This is a genomic window from Adhaeribacter aerolatus (genome assembly GCF_007991635.1).
GTDB classification, from domain to species: Bacteria; Bacteroidota; Bacteroidia; order Cytophagales; family Hymenobacteraceae; genus Adhaeribacter; species Adhaeribacter aerolatus.
In genome coordinates, this window is the sequence record NZ_BJYS01000043.1 from 38,902 (window position 1) to 61,638 (window position 22,737).

Annotated in this window: 16 protein-coding genes; 10 read left to right on the forward strand and 6 right to left on the reverse strand. The window is 44.9% G+C overall.

Features of this window, described 5'->3' with window-relative positions; genetic code table 11:
- The first annotated feature begins 218 nt into the window (after window positions 1-218).
- The 4 genes from AAE02nite_RS22080 to AAE02nite_RS22090 all read left to right on the forward strand — a co-directional run bounded on the left by AAE02nite_RS22080 (window position 219) and on the right by AAE02nite_RS22090 (window position 4,414).
- The gene (locus AAE02nite_RS22080) at window positions 219-1,484 is read left to right on the forward strand and encodes a putative DNA modification/repair radical SAM protein (protein ID WP_146903348.1); all 1,266 of its coding nucleotides are present in this window, start codon (window positions 219-221) and stop codon (window positions 1,482-1,484) included.
- A gap of 71 nt (window positions 1,485-1,555) precedes the next feature.
- Entirely contained in the window at window positions 1,556-1,717 is a 162-nt protein-coding gene (locus tag AAE02nite_RS26425) for a hypothetical protein (protein WP_170252665.1), read from the forward strand.
- 9 nt (window positions 1,718-1,726) lie between these two features.
- Complete coding sequence (locus tag AAE02nite_RS22085) at window positions 1,727-2,494, forward strand: TIGR03915 family putative DNA repair protein (RefSeq protein WP_146903351.1); 768 nt, start codon at window positions 1,727-1,729, stop codon at window positions 2,492-2,494.
- Window positions 2,495-2,947: 453 nt separating this feature from the next.
- Window positions 2,948-4,414, forward strand: a complete 1,467-nt coding sequence (locus AAE02nite_RS22090) for a M48 family metalloprotease (protein WP_146903355.1) — start codon at window positions 2,948-2,950, stop codon at window positions 4,412-4,414.
- Between the two features lie 221 nt (window positions 4,415-4,635).
- On the opposite strand, the gene AAE02nite_RS22095 is transcribed toward AAE02nite_RS22090, so the two are convergent.
- The 4 genes from AAE02nite_RS22095 to AAE02nite_RS22110 form a co-directional block, all read right to left on the reverse strand.
- Window positions 4,636-5,511, reverse strand: coding sequence for an SdiA-regulated domain-containing protein (locus AAE02nite_RS22095; RefSeq protein WP_146903359.1), 876 nt, complete (start codon window positions 5,509-5,511; stop codon window positions 4,636-4,638).
- A gap of 452 nt (window positions 5,512-5,963) precedes the next feature.
- Window positions 5,964-6,761 carry an EcsC family protein gene (locus AAE02nite_RS22100; protein ID WP_371863493.1) on the reverse strand — a complete coding sequence of 266 codons (798 nt, stop codon included), beginning with the start codon at window positions 6,759-6,761 and terminating at the stop codon, window positions 5,964-5,966.
- Between the two features lie 128 nt (window positions 6,762-6,889).
- The gene (locus AAE02nite_RS22105; RefSeq protein WP_146903362.1) at window positions 6,890-8,074 is read right to left on the reverse strand and encodes a dipeptidase; all 1,185 of its coding nucleotides are present in this window, start codon (window positions 8,072-8,074) and stop codon (window positions 6,890-6,892) included.
- 201 nt (window positions 8,075-8,275) lie between these two features.
- Entirely contained in the window at window positions 8,276-10,936 is a 2,661-nt protein-coding gene (locus tag AAE02nite_RS22110; protein WP_146903365.1) for a DUF7133 domain-containing protein, read from the reverse strand.
- 225 nt (window positions 10,937-11,161) lie between these two features.
- On the opposite strand from AAE02nite_RS22110, the gene AAE02nite_RS22115 reads away from it, so the two are divergent.
- The 6 genes from AAE02nite_RS22115 to AAE02nite_RS22140 all read left to right on the forward strand — a co-directional run bounded on the left by AAE02nite_RS22115 (window position 11,162) and on the right by AAE02nite_RS22140 (window position 19,271).
- A complete protein-coding gene (locus AAE02nite_RS22115) occupies window positions 11,162-12,025 on the forward strand; it encodes a sugar phosphate isomerase/epimerase family protein (RefSeq protein ID WP_146903368.1) in 864 nt (287 codons plus the stop codon).
- A gap of 400 nt (window positions 12,026-12,425) precedes the next feature.
- Window positions 12,426-13,769: an MFS transporter gene (locus AAE02nite_RS22120; protein ID WP_146903371.1), complete on the forward strand. Its 1,344-nt coding sequence runs from the start codon at window positions 12,426-12,428 to the stop codon at window positions 13,767-13,769.
- A 33-nt stretch (window positions 13,770-13,802) separates the two neighbouring features.
- Entirely contained in the window at window positions 13,803-15,170 is a 1,368-nt protein-coding gene (locus AAE02nite_RS22125; RefSeq protein ID WP_146903374.1) for a 3-keto-disaccharide hydrolase, read from the forward strand.
- Between the two features lie 28 nt (window positions 15,171-15,198).
- The gene (locus AAE02nite_RS22130; RefSeq protein WP_146903377.1) at window positions 15,199-17,517 is read left to right on the forward strand and encodes a DUF7133 domain-containing protein; all 2,319 of its coding nucleotides are present in this window, start codon (window positions 15,199-15,201) and stop codon (window positions 17,515-17,517) included.
- Between the two features lie 71 nt (window positions 17,518-17,588).
- A complete protein-coding gene (locus AAE02nite_RS22135) occupies window positions 17,589-18,374 on the forward strand; it encodes an L-fucose dehydrogenase (protein ID WP_146903380.1) in 786 nt (261 codons plus the stop codon).
- Window positions 18,375-18,503: 129 nt separating this feature from the next.
- Complete coding sequence (locus AAE02nite_RS22140; RefSeq protein WP_146903384.1) at window positions 18,504-19,271, forward strand: SGNH/GDSL hydrolase family protein; 768 nt, start codon at window positions 18,504-18,506, stop codon at window positions 19,269-19,271.
- Between the two features lie 284 nt (window positions 19,272-19,555).
- Here the strand turns inward: AAE02nite_RS22140 and AAE02nite_RS22145 are convergent, their stop codons facing one another.
- Window positions 19,556-20,644 carry an aminotransferase class V-fold PLP-dependent enzyme gene (locus AAE02nite_RS22145; protein WP_146903387.1) on the reverse strand — a complete coding sequence of 363 codons (1,089 nt, stop codon included), beginning with the start codon at window positions 20,642-20,644 and terminating at the stop codon, window positions 19,556-19,558.
- Window positions 20,645-20,743: 99 nt separating this feature from the next.
- Window positions 20,744-22,636, reverse strand: coding sequence for a phosphoglycerate dehydrogenase (gene serA / locus AAE02nite_RS22150; RefSeq protein ID WP_146903390.1), 1,893 nt, complete (start codon window positions 22,634-22,636; stop codon window positions 20,744-20,746).
- Between the last annotated feature and the right edge of the window lie 101 nt (window positions 22,637-22,737).

Consider the following 22,737-nt stretch of genomic DNA (forward strand, 5'->3'; position numbering starts at 1 on the left):
TTGCTGCGGATAGATAACAAATATGGCACATTTGCTATTATTTACCTAATACCGTAAGGGGGCAAATTTATCATTTTACTCTAAACGAAATCCCCGGCATAATCTTTTACTTCACGGGCTGTATTCCTGCTTTAGCAATAAAAAATAAAAAGTCTTAAACTAAAAATTTTAGCTAATATTATTGGTTGTTAATCTTTTTATTTAGTAATATTGGCCATATGAATGACAAAGTTCAGGAAAAGCTAAGTATATTAGCCGATGCGGCCAAATATGATGTATCTTGCTCATCGAGTGGCGGCAAACGTAAAAACGAAAATAAAGGCTTGGGCAACGCCGAAGGCATGGGTATTTGCCACAGCTATACCGAAGACGGCCGTTGCGTATCGTTGTTAAAAATTTTACTTACCAACTACTGCATTTTTGATTGTGCGTATTGCGTAACCCGGCGGAGCAACGACATTAAGCGGGCGGCCTTTACTGTAGACGAAGTGGTAAACCTGACTATAAATTTTTACCGCCGCAATTACATCGAAGGTCTTTTTCTGAGTTCCGGTATTTTCAAAGATTCTGATTATACCATGGAGCGGCTGGTACGAATTGCCAAAAAACTGAGGCAGGAGCATAAATTCAACGGCTACATACATCTGAAAACCATACCGGGTGCCAGCGAGGATTTAATAAAAGAGGCCGGCCTTTACGCCGATCGACTGAGTGTAAATATTGAGTTGCCTTCAGAACTGAGCTTGCAGGCTCTGGCTCCAGAAAAAAATTACGGGCAAATTCTTAAGCCCATGGGCGCTATTAGCCGCGAACTGGTGCATAATAAGGAAGAGAAAAAATTATTTAAGCTGGCGCCTAATTTTGCGCCGGCCGGCCAGAGCACCCAGTTAATTGTGGGTGCCTCCGCCGAAAACGATAAGCAGATTCTGCACCTTTCCAACCAATTGTACCAGGATTATAAGCTCAAGCGGGTTTATTACTCGGGCTATATTCCGGTATCTAACGATAACCGGCTGCCGGTACTGGCCACTCCGCCTATTATTCGCGAGAACCGCATTTACCAGGCCGATTGGTTGCTGCGCTTTTACGGCTTTGGGGTAAACGAACTGGTAAACGATTTTTTCCCGAACCTCGATTTGGAAATTGATCCGAAGCTGGCGTGGGCCTTACGCAACCGCCATTTTTTTCCAGTAGAAATCAACGCCGCCGACTACGAGCTTATTTTGCGGGTGCCGGGTATTGGTGTTAAATCGGCCAAAAAAATAGTATCGGCCCGTCGTTTTACCCCCCTCACGTTTGAGCACCTGCAAAAAATTGGTGTGGTGCTGAAGCGGGCTAAATATTTTATTACCTGCAGTGGCCGCAGTCTGGAGCAAAAGGATTACACCGAAGAGGTAATTAGAAGAAAAATAATATTTGGCGAAAATTCTTACCGTAGTGCCCTCGTAAAGCAGCAATTGGACTTATTTCAGCAGGTAGGTTAAAACCGAGTGTATCTTTTTTAATCTTTTTTGAGTATAAATAGTTAATATATAATAGTTTATATACAGTAATTATGAAATCTACGAATAAACTCGCCCCTATGTCTTGTTATTGCAAATTAAGCGTGCTGATTCCGCACCTGAAAAGTTTGTCGGCTAAGAAAACTGCTATACCGGTGAAAGACCTGGAAGCATCCGCCGCTTACAGCAGCCAAGTATTTAAGCGGTATATTTAACAGCCATTAATGCTTATATACCTTTACGATGGCACATTTGAGGGCTTACTTACCGTTATTTTCGAGATTTATGAACGCAAGGCGGCACCCGCTCAAATTGTATGTCGTAAGGCGGAATTGCCAGGGCTTTTTACCCAAACTATTCCGGTAATTACCGATGAGGCCAAAGCTGACCGGGTCTGGATAGGGTTGGGTAAAAAAATATCGGCGGCGGCGCGTAGCCAGTTATACAAAGCATTTTTATCGGAGCAGCCGCAAACTGCCATGCTAATTTACCAGTATGCTCAACTGACGTTTGCCAGCGCCGTCAGCATCGAGGATAATTTTGCTGCCGATTGTGTCCGGGAATTAGCCCAAATTAATAAGCAGGTTTTCCGGGAAAGCCACCGCATGGAAGCATTTATCCGGTTTCAGAAGACCGCTGATGATTTATTCTACGCCACTATTGTGCCGGACTTTAACGTACTGCCGCTCATCTCCGAGCACTTCCGGAAACGGTACGCCGATCAGCGCTGGCTTATTTATGATACTGCCCGCCACTATGGCCTTTATTACGATTTAGAAAAGGTAAGCCAGATAAACCTGGATAAAGAAATTGCGGATCGGAGCGGCAACCTGCCGGCCAATATTTTGGAAGAACAGGAACATCTCTATCAAAAGCTATGGCAAACTTATTTTCACCACGTAAATATTCCCGAACGGAAAAATCGTAAACTGCATTTGCGCCACATGCCGTTGCGCTACTGGAAATACCTCACCGAAAAACAACCGCAATAAAATACGAAGGCGGCTTTGGTAACGAAGCTGCTGGTCTTTAGTCACTTCTCAATTATTCAGGTAGTAAATTCGAGTATTTCTCTTTTCTTAAATATGATTTTTTCTGCTCCAAGCTAAATGTACCTGAATCACCAACACTTAGTATAATAAATAATCTCGCCTCTTTTTTTGCCGGCTTATACTTTGATAAATGGGTGTATTTTGGTTGGTTAAAGGTTTTAGAATAAATTTTCTCCTGAATATTTCTTTAAATAAAGCTAAATGCATCAAAAAATGCTTTAAGGATAAATATTGGCACAGTTTAGGTTTCCATAGTTTTATCAGTCATTCCCCAACTAAACTATCAAAGCAACTATTCCGAAAGATTCTCGTTGCTAGTAGTATATAATATTTTTAAGATATAGCATTTTCGATCTGATTTTAAATTTAGAAGATTGTTTAACTCCATTAACTATGAAACGATATTTTATTGCGCTTAATTTAACGGTAGTACTGCTGCTGACAAATAGTTGTGCTACCAACCCCGTTACCGGCAAACGAGATATTATGCTGGTATCAGAAGGGCAGGAACTGGCCATGGGTAAAGAATCGGACCCGCAGATTGTGGCCTCATTAGGATTGTACAACGACCCCAAACTGCAAAGTTTTATTACCGAAAAAGGCAAAGCCATGGCCGCTGTCTCGCACCGGCCGGACCTGCCCTACGAATTTAAAATTGTAGATTCGCCAGTAATAAATGCTTTTGCTGTGCCCGGCGGCTATGTGTATTTTACCCGCGGTATTATGGCCCATTTTAACAACGAAGCCGAATTTGCCGGGGTTCTGGGACACGAAATCGGTCATATTACCGCCCGGCACTCGGCACAGCAGCAAAGTAAGTCTATGCTGGCGCAGGTAGGCCTGATTGCCGGCATGGTAGTATCGCCGCAATTCGGGCAATTTGCCGAGGCCGCCCAACAAGGTTTAGGCATGTTGTTTCTAAAATTCGGCCGCGACGATGAGCGTGAATCGGACCGTTTAGGCGTGGAGTATTCAACTAAAATTGGCTACGATGCGCAGGAAATGGCCGGCTTCTTCCATACGCTGGAGCGGGAGGGAGAAAAAAGCGGGGCGGCAGAAATTCCAAACTTTATGTCTACGCACCCGTCGCCCGGCGAACGTTACGAAACCGTTTCTAAGCTGGCGGCCCAGGCGAAACAAAAGCTAAATGCCACTAATTTAAAAGTTAACCGCGATTCGTACCTGCGCATGATAGATGGCATTATTTATGGCGAAGATCCGAAACAGGGATTTGTTGAAAATAACGTGTTTTATCATCCGGTAATGAAGTTCCAGTTTCCGGTACCCGCCGGCTGGGCCCTACAAAATTCGCCGCAGCAAGTACAAATGGCCCCCAAAGATGGCCGTGCCCTGATGATACTTACCCTGGCGCAGGGAACTTCGCTGGAAGCAGCCGCGCAACAAGTGGTGCAGGGAAATCAAATAACTGTACTGGAATCTAAACAAGTAAGTGTAAACGGATTACCCGCTTTTGCGATGGTAGCCGAACAGCGGCCTCAGCAACAACAACAGCAGCAGCAACAACAAACCCAGGTTATCCGGGCGCTGATTTACTTAATTCAATACGGGGGTAATATTTATAATTTAATGGGCATTACCACTGCGAACGATTTTAATAGTTTCGCCAACGTATTTTCCGGCCCCATGCAGAATTTCCGGCAATTAACCGACCCGGATAAACTGAACCGCCAGCCCGCTCGCATCCGGATTAAGCCCGTTACGCAATCCGGAACCCTACAACAGGCTTTAACTTCTTACCAATCCAGAAGCGCTGATATGCAGGATTTATCTATTCTGAACGGTATGGAACTGAATGATCGGGTGGAGAAAGGAATGCTTATTAAAACTATCCAGCACTAATATTTAGTTTCTGCTTACTTCGTATAAGTAACACAGGTAAATAAAAAAAGCACCCTCAGTGGGTGCTTTTTTTATTTACCTGTGTTAAAGCCGATGTTAAAGATGGGGCAGAGCCTGAGCATTTACCTGGGTGGCTGATAGAAAATGCACTACTGAGTCTAGAACTTCCAGGTAGTAATTCACCGCCTGTCAAAGTCTGGTAAGCTAATAACCTAGTAAGTTTAATTTATTTGCACTTTAAGAATATTACCTTTCTCTTTTTTCCCTTCGTTCGAAATAAACAAGTCCCCCGCCGGGTTAAAGGTCATGCCTTCGGGCTGCGAAAAACCGGTACCATTTATGTTATAACGGTGCTTAATACTGCCTTGGTCATCCAGTACCAGAAGTTGCGGGTTGGTGCCTTCCAGCACGTAAATATCGCCGGTGGTTGGGTGTACGGCAATCTCGGAGGGCTGCATGCGCGATCCCAGCTTTTTAGCTTTAGAATCAGCAAATACACTATCGTTTAAGTCTATTTTGTACACCGGCGTTTTACTTAATTTTTTTGCGTTCAGGTCAAATGCGTAAATGCCTTTAAAATCAGCATCATCGGATTCATCACCTTTAATTGCCAGCAGCAAACGATTGTTTTTGCGGTCGTAGGTGATGCCTTCTACATTATTTTTAACTGTTAAATGCGTTGCATATTCTTTTATGTGCGGCGAACCGGAAGTAATATCGTTTATCTCAAATATTTTGCCATCGCTCCGCACCACATAGGCAATATCGTTTACCAAAGCTATGCCTTCGTAATCGCCGGAAGCCCCAAAATCTACCTCCGACTCAATCCGGTTTTTAGCAATGTTGTAAATAAAAACCACGCCCGCTTCGTCCTGCACGCAAGCAAAGTGGTTTTCGTCTAAATAAGCAATCCCCGATACTTCGCGCAGCATGTTAGGCATTTCCCATTTTTCCAGAATTTTAACCTCGCCGGTACTGGTAGCCTGGTTATTATCCTCCTTATTCTTTTTTTTAGGTTTATCGGTTCGCGAGGAATCACAAGAAAAAAGGCCAAGAGCCAGAATCAGAGCCAGCCAGAATATATTAAAAGTCTTCATTTTAAATTTTAAGTTAAATTTTGCTACGTGGTACAACTAAGCCCGAATTAATATAGCACTTGGTTTTTACTGGCTGCTTTTCTTTTTGTATACTCCTATGCTTAATCGATACCTGTGTTCTGGGTATATTTAGTAATCATAGGTTTTATTTGGTATGACGAAAACTGGATAATTCAGACTTCTGGTATATACCACCTGGCATGTACCACTTAGGGTAAATCCATTATAATCTTTTTGTACTGGTACTTTAAATTTTGGTTTTTGTTTATTTAGAGGAGGAAAGTTTTAGTTCCGGCTTACAATACTAAAAATATTGCTTCAGCGATTAACGTATATTTCAGGAAGGCAACTTAAACCAGTTTTGTTTTAACCGGCGTTTAAGCGAACTAATCAGAAATAAGAAAGTTCTTTTTGCTGATGAAATCCAGAATAGCTTTTGTCGCTTGAATGTTTTAGGATTCAGGAGGTGAAATCAGTTTGTCCGCAGCAATTTTTTCTTCCTGCCAGCGCATGCGGTAAGCGTTCATGGCGGTTACGCCCAGCTTATTCAGCAGCCGGTAGTTTACAACAGCCCCTACCGGTGCGCCTATTATAGGTATCAGCTGGGCCATCTTAGCCAAATCTATATAATCGCGGTATTCCTGCTGCAAAGAGCGCCAATCAAACTGGTGCATATCGTCGGGTAAGGTTTTTCGTTTTTCGGTCCAGTTTTCCATTTTCAGGTATATCTGGCGGCGGTGCTCCTGACTGCTGAAAGCCAACTGAAAAATATAAAGCAGGTAAACCCGTTCGCGGTAATCGTTGGTGGCGTAGCCGTAGGCAGCGGCCAAATCGAAGAGTAATTTTAATTTCAAGCCCAGTAATAACGGAAAATCGGCCAACCCCAATAAAATGCCGCCGGCTCCCGTTACCCCCCCTTCGGCAGCGCCTAACTTTTTGTAAAAAGCTATCCTTTCTAAAGCTTTTATTTCTTTTAACCTTAAAGTATGCGAAAGAACAGGCTTAAAAGTGATTATTTGGGCTCCGAATAATGTAGCCCTAATCATTTGTTTAATGGCGGCCGTTACAACCTGGTGTACTTTTTCCGGAATCAGGTTATTAACTTTTACCTGCATCTTGCGGGTCACCTGGTTCAGTAAAGAAGGCTGTTCCTGCATTTTCCGCTGCCAAATATATAATTCGTGTAGGGCTACTGCTTCGTAGGTGGGGTCAGTCATTTCAGTTTCTATTTGGGCAATGTTCTTTACCATATACCTTCAAACAGCATATGAAGATACAATATTGTAATTCTGTTAGTTAATAAATTATGTTAAGTAAAGGTTTGCGATGGAAATTCTTCCATTTAATCAGATTAGGCCTCAGGTGGCAATAAACATTTTTATTCCTTGCTCTGGGCTTTCCATACCCGAATAAAATTTCCGCCTAATATTTTATTTATGTCCTGTTGAGTATATCCGCGGGATAGTAGTTCTTCCGTAATTAACGGGAAATCGGCTACACTGTTTAGCTCACGGGGCGTAGCGGTAATGCCGTCAAAATCGGAGCCCAGGCTAACGTAATCAACGCCCACCAGTTTTACAATATAATCGAGATGATCGAGTAATTTAGAGAGGGGCGGTCTGACCAAGGTTGCTTCCTGGGGGTATTTTCTTGCCAATATGGCTAGTATGCTGGCTTTACTTTTTCCAGATTTTTGGAGCGCCGCTACTTCAGCCTGGTGTTTTTTCAAAAAAGAATTCTGACGGGCGTTAAAGCCGGGATCAATAAAAACTGAATTGAAATTTAAACCAATTACCCCGCCGTTTTGGGCAATAGCTTTTATTTGATCGTCTTTCAGGTTCCGGTAATGCGGCGCTAGCCGGTAAACATTACTATGCGAAACGATTACGGGTTTGGTGGTCGTATGAATAGCCTCCCAGAAGGTTTTTTCGCCCACATGGCTTAAATCCACCAGCATGCCTAACCCGTTCATGCGCCGGATTACCTGTTGGCCGAATTCGGTTAAACCTTTTTTAGCGGACGGCAAAGAACCACGATTTTCGTCGCGGGCCGAAGAGGCCAGGGTATTTGAATTGTTCCAGGTTAAGGTCAGATACCGGGCGCCCCGGTTGTATAGTTGGTCCAGGTTGGCCAGTTTGTGTTCCAGCATGTGCCCGCCTTCTATGCCAATTATAGCGGCCAATTTCTTTTGCTTTACCGCTTCATAAAGTTGCTCCGGGCGCTGCACCAGCATTATTTTATCCGGGTTGCGGGCAATTACCGCTTGCAGCGAATCTATCTGGCGGTTGGCATACCGGAAAGCTTTGCCCGGACCATATTTCTGATCGCACCAAACCGAAAAAAACTGCGCATCTACGCCGCCCGCTTTAAACCGCCTTAAATCCGAGTGGGTCCTGGAACTCAGGTCATCGGCAATATCCATTCCGCGCATCATGGCAATCAGCACGTCGTTGTGTAAGTCTACCACAATGGCTTCCTCGTGCCATTTTCTATAATCCTGGCCTTTTACCCGGACTGGTAAAAAAAGCAACAGCAGGCAGATAAAATGAAGATACTTTGGCAAGGCGGTATTCTTTTGTGAGTGGCAGCCGTTTGGCTGAGCGGGAAGAATATTTGATTGGGCCGGATTGAATTTAAAGGAAAGATAAAAAATAAATGAATGTTGCGGGCGGCAGTTTAATGGAGCGGCAAAAAAATAGCCCGGGCTTTGTCGCACCCAGGCTATTTTATCTTCATACCAGTTAAAAGCAGCTTATATCATTTATTACTTTTTCTGCTGGGCGAGGAAGGTAATAAGAGAGGCAAATTCTTCGTAAGACAAGGAATTGGCCAGACCCGCCGGCATCATCGAAGTTTCCAGTTCTTTACGGGAGGCAATTTCGCTGGTTTTAACCGTAAATACCTGGCCGGCAATGTTCCGCATTACTATTTTATCGGCGGTTTCTTCCGATACAAACCCCATAATGCTTTGTCCGCTTTTGGTGTTTACGAGTACAGAAGCAAAGCCCTGCGAAATAGAGGCGTTCGGTTTCAGAATAGATTCGGCAATTTGGTCGCGGTTCATGATAGAACCAATCTGACCCATAAACGGACCTTTCATGGGTTCGCTTTTGCTTAAGCTGTGGCAGGCAATACAGCCTTGCTGGGCAAACAGTGCTTTGCCTTTGATCGGGTCGCCTTTGATTTTGGCCATAGCCAGCATTACATCTTCGATGGAAGTTTTACCAATCTGGCCTTTCTGATTCCGGATCTTTTCCAGATCTATTTTTACTTCTTCGGTGGTAGCCACTTTTTCTTCGCCGCCAAACTCGTCAATGCCCATCCGGTGCCGGGCATTCAGGTCGGCAAAGAACTGTTTGCCGTTTTCATCGGCTTTCTGCCATTCGTCTTTCAGTAATTTCTCAATTTTAGGCGATGCTTCCCAGGTAATGGGTTTGTAGTAAGGGCCGCGGGTATCAGGCCGGGTACTCCACCACCACGAACCATCGTAAGGCGCTTCTTTCTGGTATAGCCGCGATAAGGTAGTCAGGATTTCCTTTTTCAGATTTTCGTCTTTGGCTTGCTGATAGGCTGAAATTAAACCATCTACCGCTTTCGGGTCGTGCAGGTAGCGCAACGTCCATAAGGCCAGTTTGGAGTTTTCGGTACCAATGGCGCGCACACTGGCATCTACAGCATTTAGGTCTACCAAAGCACGTACGGCAACGTGCGCCGGAATAATAGCGGCATTGGGGGTGGCGTGCGGTCCTTCGGTACCACGGGCCGGCGCATTGTGATTAGCCGGAACCTTTATTTCGAGCAAAGCCGGCGCTACTTCCGGACGGCCCAAACGGCCTAATCCAACCGCTGCTGCCACTTGTACCCGCGGCGAAGCATCTTTTAAGGCCTGAATAAACGGTTCGGTAGGTACACTTTTCAGGTTTGTTTTACGGTCGGTAAGGGCTCGTAAGGCAAATTCCCGCACATCGGCTTCGGAACTAAGCTTGGTTAAGTTTTTAACACCATCTGCGCCGGCGGCCTGGGCATAGGTAAATATTCCGGCAACCCGAACATCTAAAGGTTGATTTTTATCTGCGGCGATTTTCCAGGCGGCTTTAGCGGCTTTTTTGCCGGAGCGGCTAATTAATTCTTGTTGCGCATGCAACCGGGCTACTGAGCTTTGCGATTTTAACAAAGAAACCAATTCTTTTTCAGAGGCTTTTTTCAGATTGGGGAATGCTTTGTATTGCCAGTTTTTAGGTACTGCCCGCACCACAAAACCTTTGCCCGGATTACCGGAGTAACCAGCCCCGTCCCAGGCTGCCAGGTAAACCCGTCCCGAACCATCAATATCTAAATCGGTAATTTGCGGCAGTTTAATAAATTCTTCTTCTTTTTGCGTAAAACCAGCGCCGGTAGGAGTAACCCGGTGTATGTAAAGTTGGCTGCGGCCCCAATCGGCCATCATAGGAACTTTGTTGTATTTTTCGGGCCAGGTAGGATCGTCCATAAACAAGGCACCCGTACCCGAACCACCGCCCAGGTCTATTAACGCCGGAATGATTTCATCAGTAAAATTTTTAAACAACACCGGGTAACCGTATTCAGCCGATTGAATCTGGTGGCTGAAGCGAATATTCCAGCCGCCGCCATCATTTGTATTTCCGCGTGTAAAAATATTCATGTAAGGGTCAATTGCCACATCGTAAATATTACGCATGCCGTGGGTGTAAACTTCCATTTCGGTACCATCCGGCCGCACCCGCACAATACCACCGCCCAGCATGGTCATTTTTTTACCGGTACGGTCTACAGCATCGTGAAAACCAAAGTCACCGACGGCAATGTAAATCCAGCCGTCAATACCCATCCGGATGCCATTGGTGGCGTGGTCGGTACCACGGCTTTGCAGGAATTTAGGCGAACTGATATTTTGAATAAGCGGTTTCGACGGGCCATCGGCTATGCCATCGTTGTTTTTATCTTCAAAAACAACCAAATCCATGCCCGAAGCTTTGCCGGTTTCTTTCGAGAAAGTGGTATGCAGAACGAAAAGCTGGTCGCCAAGCGAAATAATACCCCGCGGATTATCTACCTGGGCAAAAGTAGTATGCTGATCTACTTTGCCGTCGTTGTCTTTGTCAATCAGTTTAACAATGCTGCCTTTACCCGGATTTTTACCCAAAGACCCCTGCATATCCACCCCCACATAAACTTCGCCGGTGGGTGCTACGGCCAAACAGGCCGGGCTGGGCGTCAGGTCAGGTCCGGTAAAGTTGGTTATCGTTAATTCGCTCGGGCCATCGGCGGTAAAGACTGGCGCGTTAACTTTTAATATTTTGCTTGCTGCTTTTTGGTTTGTAACCGTTACCATAGGTTCGGGTTTTTTGCCTAAGCCAAACAAAATGAAAAAAACATAGAATAAACTCAAAGAAATTTTTAACATATTTAGTTTATGGATTTAGGAAAAGGTGCTTATTTCTTTTTTTATTGCAAAATAACCAAATAGCCTTAGAAATTCGCGGACTTTAATCTTCTTTTTTATTTTTCTATATTTCGCCGAAGGGTTAAGGCTGTAAAAAGTAGAAAAACTTAAGGCATATTATTTATAAAACTTACTCTGAAACCATATATTAGGCTTTTCTATTTTATTAAACCTATTAAAACTTATATGAAGAAAATTACCAGCTTGCTATATCTCGCCATGTTCATGGGCCTGGGTTTAACAGATGCATTGGCTCAAAAAGGAAAACCGCTTTTTCCGCAGGCTCCCGGCATGGAAGCTTATACTTACCGGCATAGTTTTAAGAAAGATGTGGCAGCTACCCTCGATACCATTAAGGCCTTGGGCATAACCGAACTGGAAAGTGGCGCCAGCCCGAACGGAATGGCACCCGAGCAATTCCGGAAATTACTCGATGTGCGTGGCCTGAAGTGCCCTTCTATTGGCGTTGGCTATGAAGAAATTGTAAAAGACCCGGCCGAGGTAGCCCGAAAAGCCAAAATATTAGGAGCCCAGTACGTAATGGTGGCCTGGATTCCGCATAAAAATGACTTTACGCTGGCAGACGCGCAGAAAGCTGCTGCTGATTTTAACCGGGTGGGCAAAGTATTAAAAGAAAATGACGTTACTTTCTGTTATCACAACCACGGCTACGAATTTCAGCCTTATAAGAACGGTACCCTCTTCGATTACTTAGCCGAAAACACGGACCCGAAGTATGTTTCCTTCGAGATGGATATGTTGTGGGCCTACCATGGTGGTCAGGATCCGGTTAAGTTGCTGAACAAATACGGAAACCGTTGGAAATTAATGCACCTGAAAGATTTACGTAAAGGCGTTAAAGGCGATTTAACCGGCAATACTCCCACCGAGAACGATGTAGTATTGGGTACAGGCCAATTAGACGTGCCGGCAATTCTGAAGGCTGCTAAGAAAGTAGGAATAAAGCATTATTTTATCGAAGACGAAAGCCCCCGCTGGTATTTACAGGTACCTCAAACCATGTCTTACCTCAAAAGCCTGAAAGAATAATAATAACTAATTTGGTTATAGATTTCGCTGTTTAGTCTCTCCTGAGAGAAGCTTCTATATTTATAATTCCTATACTTATTAAAAGATAAGCTCCCGGTATATGGTACTGCCGGGAGTTTTTTCTTTTAGAGCTTGCCACCTTTGTATAAATCGGCGATTGTAGAAATTTTCTGGTTAGTTAATGTGGCTTTTCTACTTGTATTTAATGAACTATAGCGGTACAGAATAGCCTGATAATTCTGCCATAAATTAATAATGTTAAAGGAAATCAGAAATATGCTTTCTAAGAGAGTTGAATACTTGTTAAATGGTTGGTAAGTTGCCCATGTTTTAGTTAATTGCAAATCGAAGAGTTTTAAACTTTGCTTTTATCTAAATTACTTACCACTTAACACCACTCATGCTTCAAACTCAACCTGAGAAACCAACCGGATTAAACGAAGATTCAAATTTTACCGAAGACAAAGGCAAGATTACCAATTATCGTTGGGTCATTTGTGCCCTGCTGTTTTTTGCTACCACCATCAACTACATCGACCGGCAGGTTATTGGTTTGCTAAAGCCTACGCTGGAAGTACAATTTAATTGGTCCGAAGTAGATTACGGTAATATTGTAATGATTTTTGCCGGCTGTTACGCACTGGGCTATGTAATCTTCGGTAATTTTATTGATAAAATCGGCACCAAAATGGGATACAGCATTTCGGTTGTGGTTTGGAGTATTGCCGCTATATTACACGCCGCAGTTAAAAGCACCTTTGGTTTTGGAGTAGTGCGCGGTTTACTCGGCCTGGCCGAAGCCGGTAACTTTCCGGCGGCCGTAAAAGCAGTTGCCGAGTGGTTTCCGAAAAAAGAACGGGCGCTGGCCACCGGTATTTTTAACTCCGGTACCAGTATTGGAGCGGTAGCCGCCCCGCTGCTGGTGCCTTGGTTGTTAAGTGCCTACGGCTGGCAGGAAGCCTTCATTATTACCGGTGCCATTGGCTTTATCTGGCTGGTATTTTGGTGGTTATTGTACGAAATTCCTTCGCGGCACAAAAAGGTTTCTCCACAGGAACTAGCTTACATAAACAGTGATGTTGATCCCGCGGATGCCCAAAATACCGGCAAGATAAAATGGAGCCGCCTGTTAGGCATTAAGCAAACCTGGGTTTTTATTGTTGGCAAAGTACTGACCGATCCTATCTGGTGGTTTTTCCTGTTCTGGCTGCCTTCTTATTTTGCCACCACCTTTAACCTCGACCTGAGCAAACCCAGCATTCACCTGGCCATTGTTTATTCGGCTACCACCCTGGGCAGCATTGGCGGCGGCTATTTATCTTCTTTTTTAATTAAAAGAGGCTGGCCCATCTTAAAAGCCCGGAAAACAACATTACTGATAGTGGCCTTTGCGGTATTGCCGATTATGCTGGCCCAACAGGCACCAAATATTTGGGTGGCAGTAGGCATTATCAGTTTAGCCGCCGCCGCGCACCAGGCCTGGAGCGCGAATATTTTTACCATTGTTTCAGATATTATTCCGCGGCGTGCCGTTAGCTCGGTAGTGGGGATTGGTGGAATGGCCGGCTCTATTGGCTCTACCTTATTTCCATTACTGGTAGGATCTTTGTTAGAGTATTATAAAACGGCTGGTAATATTGGCGCCGGCTACAATATTTTGTTTATCATTTGCGGTTGCGCGTATTTCCTGGCCTGGTTTATCATCCAGTTGCTGACAGCCCGTATGAAACCCGTTGAACTCTAATATCCACCATTTATACCAAACTTTATTTTTATCATGAATTTAAAATTATTATTCTTTGCCGGATTACTGCTTTTTAGTTTTTCCGCTTCGGCCCAGAAGAAAAATGCTGGTAAGTGGCAAAACTTATTTAACGGCAAAGACCTGAGTGGCTGGAAACAGCTAAACGGTAAAGCCCGCTACGAAGTTAAAAACGGCGAAATTGTGGGTACTACCGTAAAAGGCGAGCCCAATTCTTTTTTAGTTACCGAAAAAGAATACGGTGATTTTATTTTAGAGCTGGAGCTGAAACTGGAGCAGCCCATGAATTCGGGTATTCAGTTCCGGAGCCTGAGTAACCCGGCTTACATGAATGGCCGCGTGCACGGTTATCAGATGGAAGTAGACCCCAGCGACCGCGCCTGGAGCGGTGGCATCTACGACGAAGCGCGTCGGGGCTGGTTGTATACCCTGGAAACCAACCCGGCCGCCAAAACCGCTTTTAATAAGACCGACTGGAATAAGTACCGCCTGGAATGCATCGGTAACACCATCCGGACCTGGGTAAACGGCCAGCCGGTAGCCCACTTACTCGATTCAGAAACGGCCAAAGGCTTTATTGCCCTGCAGGTACACTCGATTGGTAAAGAACAAAAAACGGATGGGCAGCAGATTCGGTGGCGCAATATTCGCATCCAGACCACTAATCTGAAGCCAAGTGCCCCTACGAATATTCCGGTGGTAAATAATTTGCCTAATGTATTATCCGAGCAGGAAAAGAAAGAGGGCTATACTTTGCTTTGGGACGGTAAAACCACCCAGGGGTGGCGCGGCGCTCATAAAACAGCTTTCCCGAAACAAGGCTGGGAAATTAAAGACGGCGTGTTGAGTGTGCAAAAATCGGATGGCGGCGAATCGACAAACGGGGGCGATATTGTTACCGAAAAAGAATACGGTGCTTTCGAACTGAAATTTGATTTTAAATTAACACCCGGCGCTAACAGCGGCCTGAAATATTTTGTTACTGAATCAGAACAAAGCAAAGGTTCCGCTATTGGCCTGGAATTCCAGCTGCTCGACGACGAAAAGCATCCCGATGCCAAAATGGGCGTGGTCGGCAATCGCACACTGGGCTCTTTGTACGATTTAATTCCGGCAGTTAAAAATTCGCAATCGCGCCGGCCCATTGGCCAGTGGAATACCGCTATTTTAAAAGTATTTCCGGATGGTAAAGTAGAACATTGGTTAAACGGCCAGAAGGTTACCGAATATACCCGGGGAACTCCAATCTATCAGGCCTTGGTAGCCCGCAGCAAATACAAAGACTATCCTAACTTTGGTATGGCTCCTAAAGGCAGAATTCTGTTACAAGACCACGGCGACCTGGTTTCTTTCCGGAGTCTTAAAATAAAGGAGCTGAATTAAAATTTGATTTTCGCTGTTTTATAGAAGCATGAAAAAAATATATTATCCCATTCTGTTGCTGCTGCTAACGGGTATTTTATTTTACTGTAAGTCTAATAAAAGCCTGAGCGGCCAAGCTGCTGCCACCACTGGTACTACCAACAACAAATTAACCAATGCGCAGGTAGATTTAAACACTTCGCCTATTGTTTCACCGACCGATGCCATAAAAATGATGCAGGTCGAAGACGGGTTTGAGGTGAAACTAGTCGCCTCTGAACCGTTAATCAGTACGCCCGTAGCTTTAACCTTCGACAATAATAACCGGATTTGGGTGGTGGAAATGACCGGCTACATGCCCGATACGGTGGGCACCGGCGAAGAAATTCCGAACGGTAAGATTGTAATTCTGGAAGATAAAAATAAAGACGGGGTAGCTGATGAACGTAAAGTTTTTCTGGATTCATTGGTGTTGCCCCGGGCCATTTGCCTCATCGAAGATGGTATTTTGGTAGCCGAGCCGCCGCGCTTGTGGTATTACAAAATAAAAAATGATAAGCCGGTACAAAAAGTATTAGTTGACGCCGCCTACGCCGAAGGCGGCAATGTAGAGCACCAGCCCAACGGTTTGCTGCGGGCCATGGATAACTGGATTTACAATGCCAAATCGGCCAAGCGCTACCGCAAGCGGGGCGATCAGTGGGATATCGAACGCACGCACTTCCGGGGGCAGTGGGGTATTACCCAGGATAATTATGGTCGTTTGTTTTATAACACCAACTCCGAAAATTTACTAGGCGATTTCTTCTCGCCGGGCTTGGGCGCCAGTAACCAGAATCAGCGGGGGGTGGCCGGCTTCAGCCGTAGAATAGTTGCTGATAACAAGGTGTATCCTATCCGCCCGACGCCGGGCGTAAACCGCGGTTATATGGCCGGTGTTCTGGACGAAAGTTTGCGGCTGACCAATTTTACCGCCGCCTGCGGACCAGTAGTTTACCGCGGCGATTTATTTTCTCCGGCCTACATCGGTAATATTTTTGTAGCCGAACCTTCCGCAAATTTAATTAAGCGCAATGTTGTTTCGGAGGAAGGCTATGTTTTAAACGGGCAGCAGGCTTACCAGAACCGGGAGTTTATTGCTAGTTTGGATGAGCGTTTCCGGCCGGTAAGTTTATATAACTCACCCGAAGGCGCTATGTACGTGGTAGACATGTACCGGGGTATTATTCAGCATAAAACGTACTTAACTACTTACCTGAAAAAAGAAATCGGCCGCCGCGAATTAACCCAACCATTAAACGCCGGCCGTATTTATAAAGTAGTACCCAAGAACAAAAAGGCCACGGCCGTAACCATACCGCAGGACCCGGACCGACTGGTGAAATTATTAGGTCATGCCAATGGGTGGGTGCGCGATAATGCTCAGCAAACCCTTATCGACGGCAAATTTACCCAAGCCATACCGGCACTCCGGAAAATTATCAAAAATGACAAAAATCAGTTGCAGGCCATTCATGCCCTCTGGACTTTAGAGGGTTTAGGAGCGTTGCAAACCGAAGAAGTTACCGCGCTTTTGAATAATCCGGCCTGGCCTTTACGCATGCAGGCATTAAGCGTACTGCCATCAATCCTGAATAAAACTAATTACGCGCAGGTAATGCCGGTGCTGACCCAAATGGTCCAAAACGATACGTTGGCCGCGCCTTACCTTGCTTTTATCGCCAATAGTATTCAGAACTTAGATAAAACTGCCGCTAATAATATGTTGCGCCAGGTGGTGCAGAAATACCCCAATAACCAGTACGTAGCCGATGCAGTAATCAGTAACCTGCAAGGCCAGGAAGAAGTTTTCGGGAAAGAACTGGCATCGCTGGCTGCCGGTCCGGATCTGGCCATTAATAAACAAATGGGGCGTATTATCACGAATATCCGCAATGCCCGCGCCAACCGCAATCCGGAGGTGCTGCGAAAAGAATTCCCAAAAGGTGCGGCTATGTTTAATTCCACTTGCCAGACTTGCCATGGGCCAGACGGGAATGGGGTAAACGGGCTGGGACCACCATTAAATGGCTCGGAATGGGTAACCGGCGATAAAGACCGGTTAATCTCGGTGGTATTATTTGGTTTAACCGGGCCGGTAACCGTAAAAGGCCACTTGTATAAAGCGCCGGAAGTAAACGGCGATATGCCCGGCATTGGCTATAACAAAGAATTACCGAATGAAGAAATTGCCGAATTGTTAAGTTTTATTCGTAAATCATGGCAAAATAATGCCGATAAGATAGAAACGCAGGAAGTAACCAAAGTGCGCGATAAACTGAAAGGACGGCAGAAGGCCTTTACCGAGGCCGAACTTAATAAAATGTAAACGCTATAATTTTATGTTGGAAAGGCTCAGGTTTTCATACTAATCTGGGCCTTTTTTTGATAGTTTATATTATGAATCTGGAATTAAAAGACAAAGTAATTATTGTAACGGGTGGCGCCAAAGGCATTGGCGAAGGTATTGTAAAAGTGCTGGCCGCCGAAGGTGCTATACCGGTTATTATTGGCCGTAAGGAAGAAGATAATTTGGCTACCGTAGCCACAGTAAAAGCCGCCGGCGGCCAGGCCGCACAGGTGGTTGCCGAACTAACCGATCCGGTAGCCAGCCAGGAAGCCGTAGCTGCGGTATTAAAACAATATGGCCGGATAGACGGGCTGGTAAATAATGCCGGGGTAAACGATGGTGTAGGTCTGGAGAAAGGCAGCTACGAAGGTTTTATAGCCTCGCTGCACAAAAATCTGGTACATTATTACCTGATGGCGCATTATGCCTTACCGGCCTTAAAGGAAACCAAAGGTAGCATCGTAAATATTGGCTCTAAAACCGCTGAAACCGGCCAGGGGGGCACTTCGGCATACGCGGCGGCTAACGGCGGACGGAACGCGCTCACCCGCGAATGGGCCGTTGAATTATTGCCTTACCAGATCCGGGTGAATGCTATTATTGTGGCCGAAGCCTGGACCCCGCTGTACGAAAGCTGGATTAAAACCTTTGACGATCCCGAAACGAAACTAAAGGGCATTACCGAAAAAATACCACTGGAAAAGCGTATGACCACCACAGAAGAAATTGCCAACATGGTAGTTTTTTTATTATCGCCTAAATCCAGTCATACTACCGGCCAGCTTATTCATGTAGATGGCGGTTACGTGCATCTCGACCGGGCTCTGAATGGTTAAATGGAAGCAGGAACCGGAACCTTATCCTTGTAAACGCCGCCTAATTAGTTAGCCGGATGAAGCAACCGAATTTGTAATATGTATTTCTTGGCAATATATTTAAAAGCAAACATCACCACTATATAAACTATGTCTGATTATAACCCATCTGACCGCCGGGGCTTTCTGAAAAAGGCTGCTTTGGGCGGCTTACTAACTGTCGGTATTCCCGCCATTATATCGGAAGCTTTTGCGGCCGAAAAACCTAAAAAAATAACCCTGAAGCAAAATGCCGTTATTCTGTTTCAGGGCGATTCCATTACCGATGCCGGCCGCAAAAAAGATAATATGGATTACAACAGTCCATCGGCATTGGGCAGTGGGTACGCTTTTCTGGCTGCTGCTGATATGTTGCTGCAGCATCCCGGCAAAAGCCTGCGGGTTTACAACAAAGGCATTAGCGGCAATAAAGTTTACCAACTGGCAGAACGTTGGGATAATGATGCGCTAGCCCTGAAACCAGATGTACTCAGCATATTAATAGGCGTAAACGATTTTTGGCACAAGCTCAATGGCAACTACGCCGGAACCATTCAAACATACCGCGACGACTTCAAAAAGCTTCTGGATCGGACCAAACAACAGTTACCGGAAGTAAAACTGATAATAGGCGAGCCCTTTGCCGTAACTGGGATTAAAGCTGTAGATGAGAAATGGTACCCGGCTTTTAACGAATACCGCCAGGCTGCCCGCGAAATTGCCGACGCTTATGGCGCCGTGTTTATTCCGTACCAGAGTGTTTTCGACAAAGCGCAAAAATCAGCTCCCGGCGTTTACTGGACTTACGATGGTGTACACCCCAGCCTGGCCGGCGCCCGCTTAATGGCACAAGCCTGGTTAGAAACCGTAAAGGGTTAAATAATGCCTTGTTTAAATCGAGGGATTGTATTTCATGATTAATAAATAAAAGTGAGTTCATTAACCAAATTATGTTATTCAGGAAGAATCTATTTTGCTACCTGCTAAATAGGTTCCTCCTGAATGCTCAGTTAAATTTCTAAGACAAGGATGAATTACTAAAATCTATGTTGGGGTTTTGAAGACAATCAAAAAGTAAACAGCCCAACTTGCATAACACCAGTAAATAAAAAAGCAGGAAAGAAGATTTCCTGCTTTTTTATTCTTATTAAAAATATTTGGTTTTAGCCGATTAATTCCTGCAGTTTAAAAACCAATGCCTGCACCTGGCTAACAGAATGGGTTGGAAAGTTAGCAATTCGAATTTGGGTTTCTTTGTAGTTGCCGTAACCGCTGCCTACCACCATATCAAACGGCGTGAGTTTTTTGATGATATCAGAGGCCGGCATTTTGGTGTTAGCAATAATGGTGGTAACCGAGCGGTGGCTGGGCTCCTGCACCGCAATATCAAAATTCTGGCTGGCCGCTAAATAATCGTATAGCAGACGGGCTTTCGTTTCGGTTTCTTCCCGTATGGTTTCGATGCTTTTTTTATTCATTTCTTCGGCTACGTGGCCCAGTAAATAAATATTCAGCACGTTGGGCGTTTCAGGGTTTTGGTAAGTTTTGGCTTTACTCAACAGCGAAGGAATGCTGTGGTACGAACCAATAGAAATTCCTTTGGCCTGGAGCGCCTCTGCTTTCGCAATGCAGCGCTCATTTAATAGCCAAACGCCTAAGCCGGCCGGTAAACCAAAGCACTTCTGCACCGAAAAATAAATGGAGTCTACTAAGTTATAATCAAAGGCCGGGTGCGGCATCGATGATACGGCATCCACAAAAATTAAAGCGTTCGCACCGGCTTTTGCCCGGAATTTATTTATTTCATTAACTGGCAGGCTGGCTCCCGAACTGGTTTCGTTCTGCACCAAGGCAATCAATTCCGCCGAACCCGGAATATTTATGTCATCGGCCCGGAAACCCTGACCAAACGGTACTTCGTGTTTGGTAGCTTTCCGGCCTAATTCTTCAGAAATCTGGAAGAAACGTTTTGAAAAAGAGCCGTTTACCAGGTGGAAGCTTTCTTTGGCCACGCAGTTCTGGATAGCCCGCTCCCAAATTTCGTTAGCCGAAGCTAAAAACAATATTTCCCAGCTTTGAGGTAATTGCAATAACTCGCGCAAACCTTTTTCGGCGTGGGCATAAATATCTTTAAACTGCTGGCTGCGGTGCGAAATACTGCCTATTTTATTCGCCATCGCTGTCTGCATGTGCTGGGGCACGGTTGGGTATAATTCAGAAGGGCCGGGGGTAAAATATACCTTGTTATTCATATTTTTATGATTTTGTAGCATTAGGTATCAAGTAGCAAGTATCTGGTAGCAAGACCTTATATATATATCATCTTGTTACCTGATACTTGCTACCTGATACTAATACAGTATCCGGAATTTGATGGTGTGGGCTACACTTTTTAAATCCGCTACCAGGTTCTTGTCGTATTCCTTATCAATGTCGGTAATCACGTAACCAATGTGTTCGTTGGTTTTTAAATATTGGCCCAGAATATTCACATGGTTGCCGGCCAGCACGTTGTTAATATTGGCCAGTACGCCCGGCACGTTCTCGTGAATGTGAATCAGGCGATGGGCGTTTACCAATTCGGGCAATTGAATATTTGGGAAGTTTACACTCTGGTACGTGTTACCGGTATTGATGTACTGCATAATCCGGTTCGGCACAAAGTTGGCAATATTTTCCTGGGCTTCGGACGTGCTGCCGCCAATGTGCGGCGTTAAAATCACGTTGGGCAAGCCCCGCAATTCGTTCACAAATTCTTCGGCATTGTTTTTCGGCTCGTACGGGAAAACATCTACCGCCGCACCTTTTAACTTACCAGATTTCAGGTTCTGCACCAGGCTGGCAATATCTACAATGTGGCCGCGGCTCAGGTTCAGGAAAATAGCTCCGTCTTTCATCGCCTCAAATTCGGCGGCCCCAAACATATTTTTATTGCTGGCACGGCCGTCTACGTGCAGCGATACAAAATCGGCTAAGCCTAATAATTCTTTTAAGGTATTGCATTTGCGGGCATTACCCAGTTGCAGTTTTTCTACTACATCGTAATAATATACCTCCATGCCCAGGGCTTCGGCAATTACCGATAGCTGCGCCCCAATATTGCCATATCCCACAATACCAAGCTTCTTACCGCGTACCTCAAAGCTGCCGGCAGCCGATTTGTCCCACTCGCCCCGGTGCATTTTTTCGCTTTTCGGGAAAATATTACGAGCCAGCATTATTATCTGACCAATAGCCAGCTCCACCACACTGCGTGTGTTACTGTAAGGGGCATTAAATACGGAAATGCCCATTTGCAAACAAGTATTCAGGTCTATCTGGTTGGTACCGATACAGAAAGCGCCCACACTCATTAATTTATTGGCGTTGGCCAGTACTTTTGCAGTTACCTGTGTCTTAGACCGGATACCCAAAATTGATACATTTTTAATCCGTTCGCACAATTCTTCTTCGCTCATGGCCCCGGTCATGGCTTCTACCTGATAACCTTCTTGCTTAAATAACTCCACTGCTTTCGGGTGAATATTTTCGAGGAGCAGAACGCTGATGCGATTTTTAGGGTAAGAAATAGCCATGGGTAATTTATTCTGGTATAAAAATTCGTCCAGGCTGGGAGCAATGTGCTCTGCCTTGGCCACTACGTTGTCGCGGGTAATATTTTCGGTGAAGGCGTAAAATTTATTCGCCAGCCCAGCTTCTTTTATTTCGTAATCGGTATAGCCATCGCCGAGCACGTACACATCGCCTTGCAGGGCCAGGCCTTCCAGCAACTTTATTTTACCTTTATCCAGGCACAAAACATTATTCTGGTCGAAACCAATAATATTGCCCTGGTCGTCGTACTCAAAGGTATTGGCGTAAATATTTTCTTCTTTAATGCCGTACTGCGTTACAATAGGGGTAATAAATTCTTTAAAGCCGCTCGATACAATAAAAATATTATCGGCGTACTGCTTAAAAAATTCGGTGTTGCGTTTGATAGATTCCGACACTTTGTTGTTGAGCCGGGCAATGAGCGGAGCCAAGTGTTTTTTATGTGCTTTAAGTAAAGCAATGCGTTTGGTCAGGCCTTCGGTAAAAGAGCTTTTACCTTCCATGGCGCTATTGGTCAGGTTTTTAATTTCCTGCAGAATCTGGTCTTTATTTTCGTCGTCGTGTAAGGAAATTTCACACAGTTCGTCTAATGCTTCAACCTGGGTAAAGGTACTGTCAAAGTCTATAATAAAATATTTGTCTTTGCTCATAAAATAAAAGAATCTGGTGGTAGCTATGGAGCCGCTAAGTTCTGTATTTTTTATAATTTATCTAAACATCCGGAAAAATTATTCAAAATTTTAATCAAATA

Bases quoted from the DNA above. Each gene is read 5' to 3' on its own strand.
- AAE02nite_RS22080 (WP_146903348.1), top strand. From the start codon at position 219: ATGAATGACAAAGTTCAGGAAAAGCTAAGTATATTAGCCGATGCGGCC.
- AAE02nite_RS26425 (WP_170252665.1), top strand. From the start codon at position 1,556: ATGAAATCTACGAATAAACTCGCCCCTATGTCTTGTTATTGCAAATTA.
- AAE02nite_RS22085 (WP_146903351.1), top strand. From the start codon at position 1,727: ATGCTTATATACCTTTACGATGGCACATTTGAGGGCTTACTTACCGTT.
- AAE02nite_RS22090 (WP_146903355.1), top strand. From the start codon at position 2,948: ATGAAACGATATTTTATTGCGCTTAATTTAACGGTAGTACTGCTGCTG.
- AAE02nite_RS22095 (WP_146903359.1), bottom strand. From the start codon at position 5,511: ATGAAGACTTTTAATATATTCTGGCTGGCTCTGATTCTGGCTCTTGGC.
- AAE02nite_RS22100 (WP_371863493.1), bottom strand. From the start codon at position 6,761: ATGGTAAAGAACATTGCCCAAATAGAAACTGAAATGACTGACCCCACC.
- AAE02nite_RS22110 (WP_146903365.1), bottom strand. From the start codon at position 10,936: ATGTTAAAAATTTCTTTGAGTTTATTCTATGTTTTTTTCATTTTGTTT.
- AAE02nite_RS22115 (WP_146903368.1), top strand. From the start codon at position 11,162: ATGAAGAAAATTACCAGCTTGCTATATCTCGCCATGTTCATGGGCCTG.
- AAE02nite_RS22120 (WP_146903371.1), top strand. From the start codon at position 12,426: ATGCTTCAAACTCAACCTGAGAAACCAACCGGATTAAACGAAGATTCA.
- AAE02nite_RS22125 (WP_146903374.1), top strand. From the start codon at position 13,803: ATGAATTTAAAATTATTATTCTTTGCCGGATTACTGCTTTTTAGTTTT.
- AAE02nite_RS22130 (WP_146903377.1), top strand. From the start codon at position 15,199: ATGAAAAAAATATATTATCCCATTCTGTTGCTGCTGCTAACGGGTATT.
- AAE02nite_RS22135 (WP_146903380.1), top strand. From the start codon at position 17,589: ATGAATCTGGAATTAAAAGACAAAGTAATTATTGTAACGGGTGGCGCC.
- AAE02nite_RS22140 (WP_146903384.1), top strand. From the start codon at position 18,504: ATGTCTGATTATAACCCATCTGACCGCCGGGGCTTTCTGAAAAAGGCT.
- AAE02nite_RS22145 (WP_146903387.1), bottom strand. From the start codon at position 20,644: ATGAATAACAAGGTATATTTTACCCCCGGCCCTTCTGAATTATACCCA.
- serA (WP_146903390.1), bottom strand. From the start codon at position 22,636: ATGAGCAAAGACAAATATTTTATTATAGACTTTGACAGTACCTTTACC.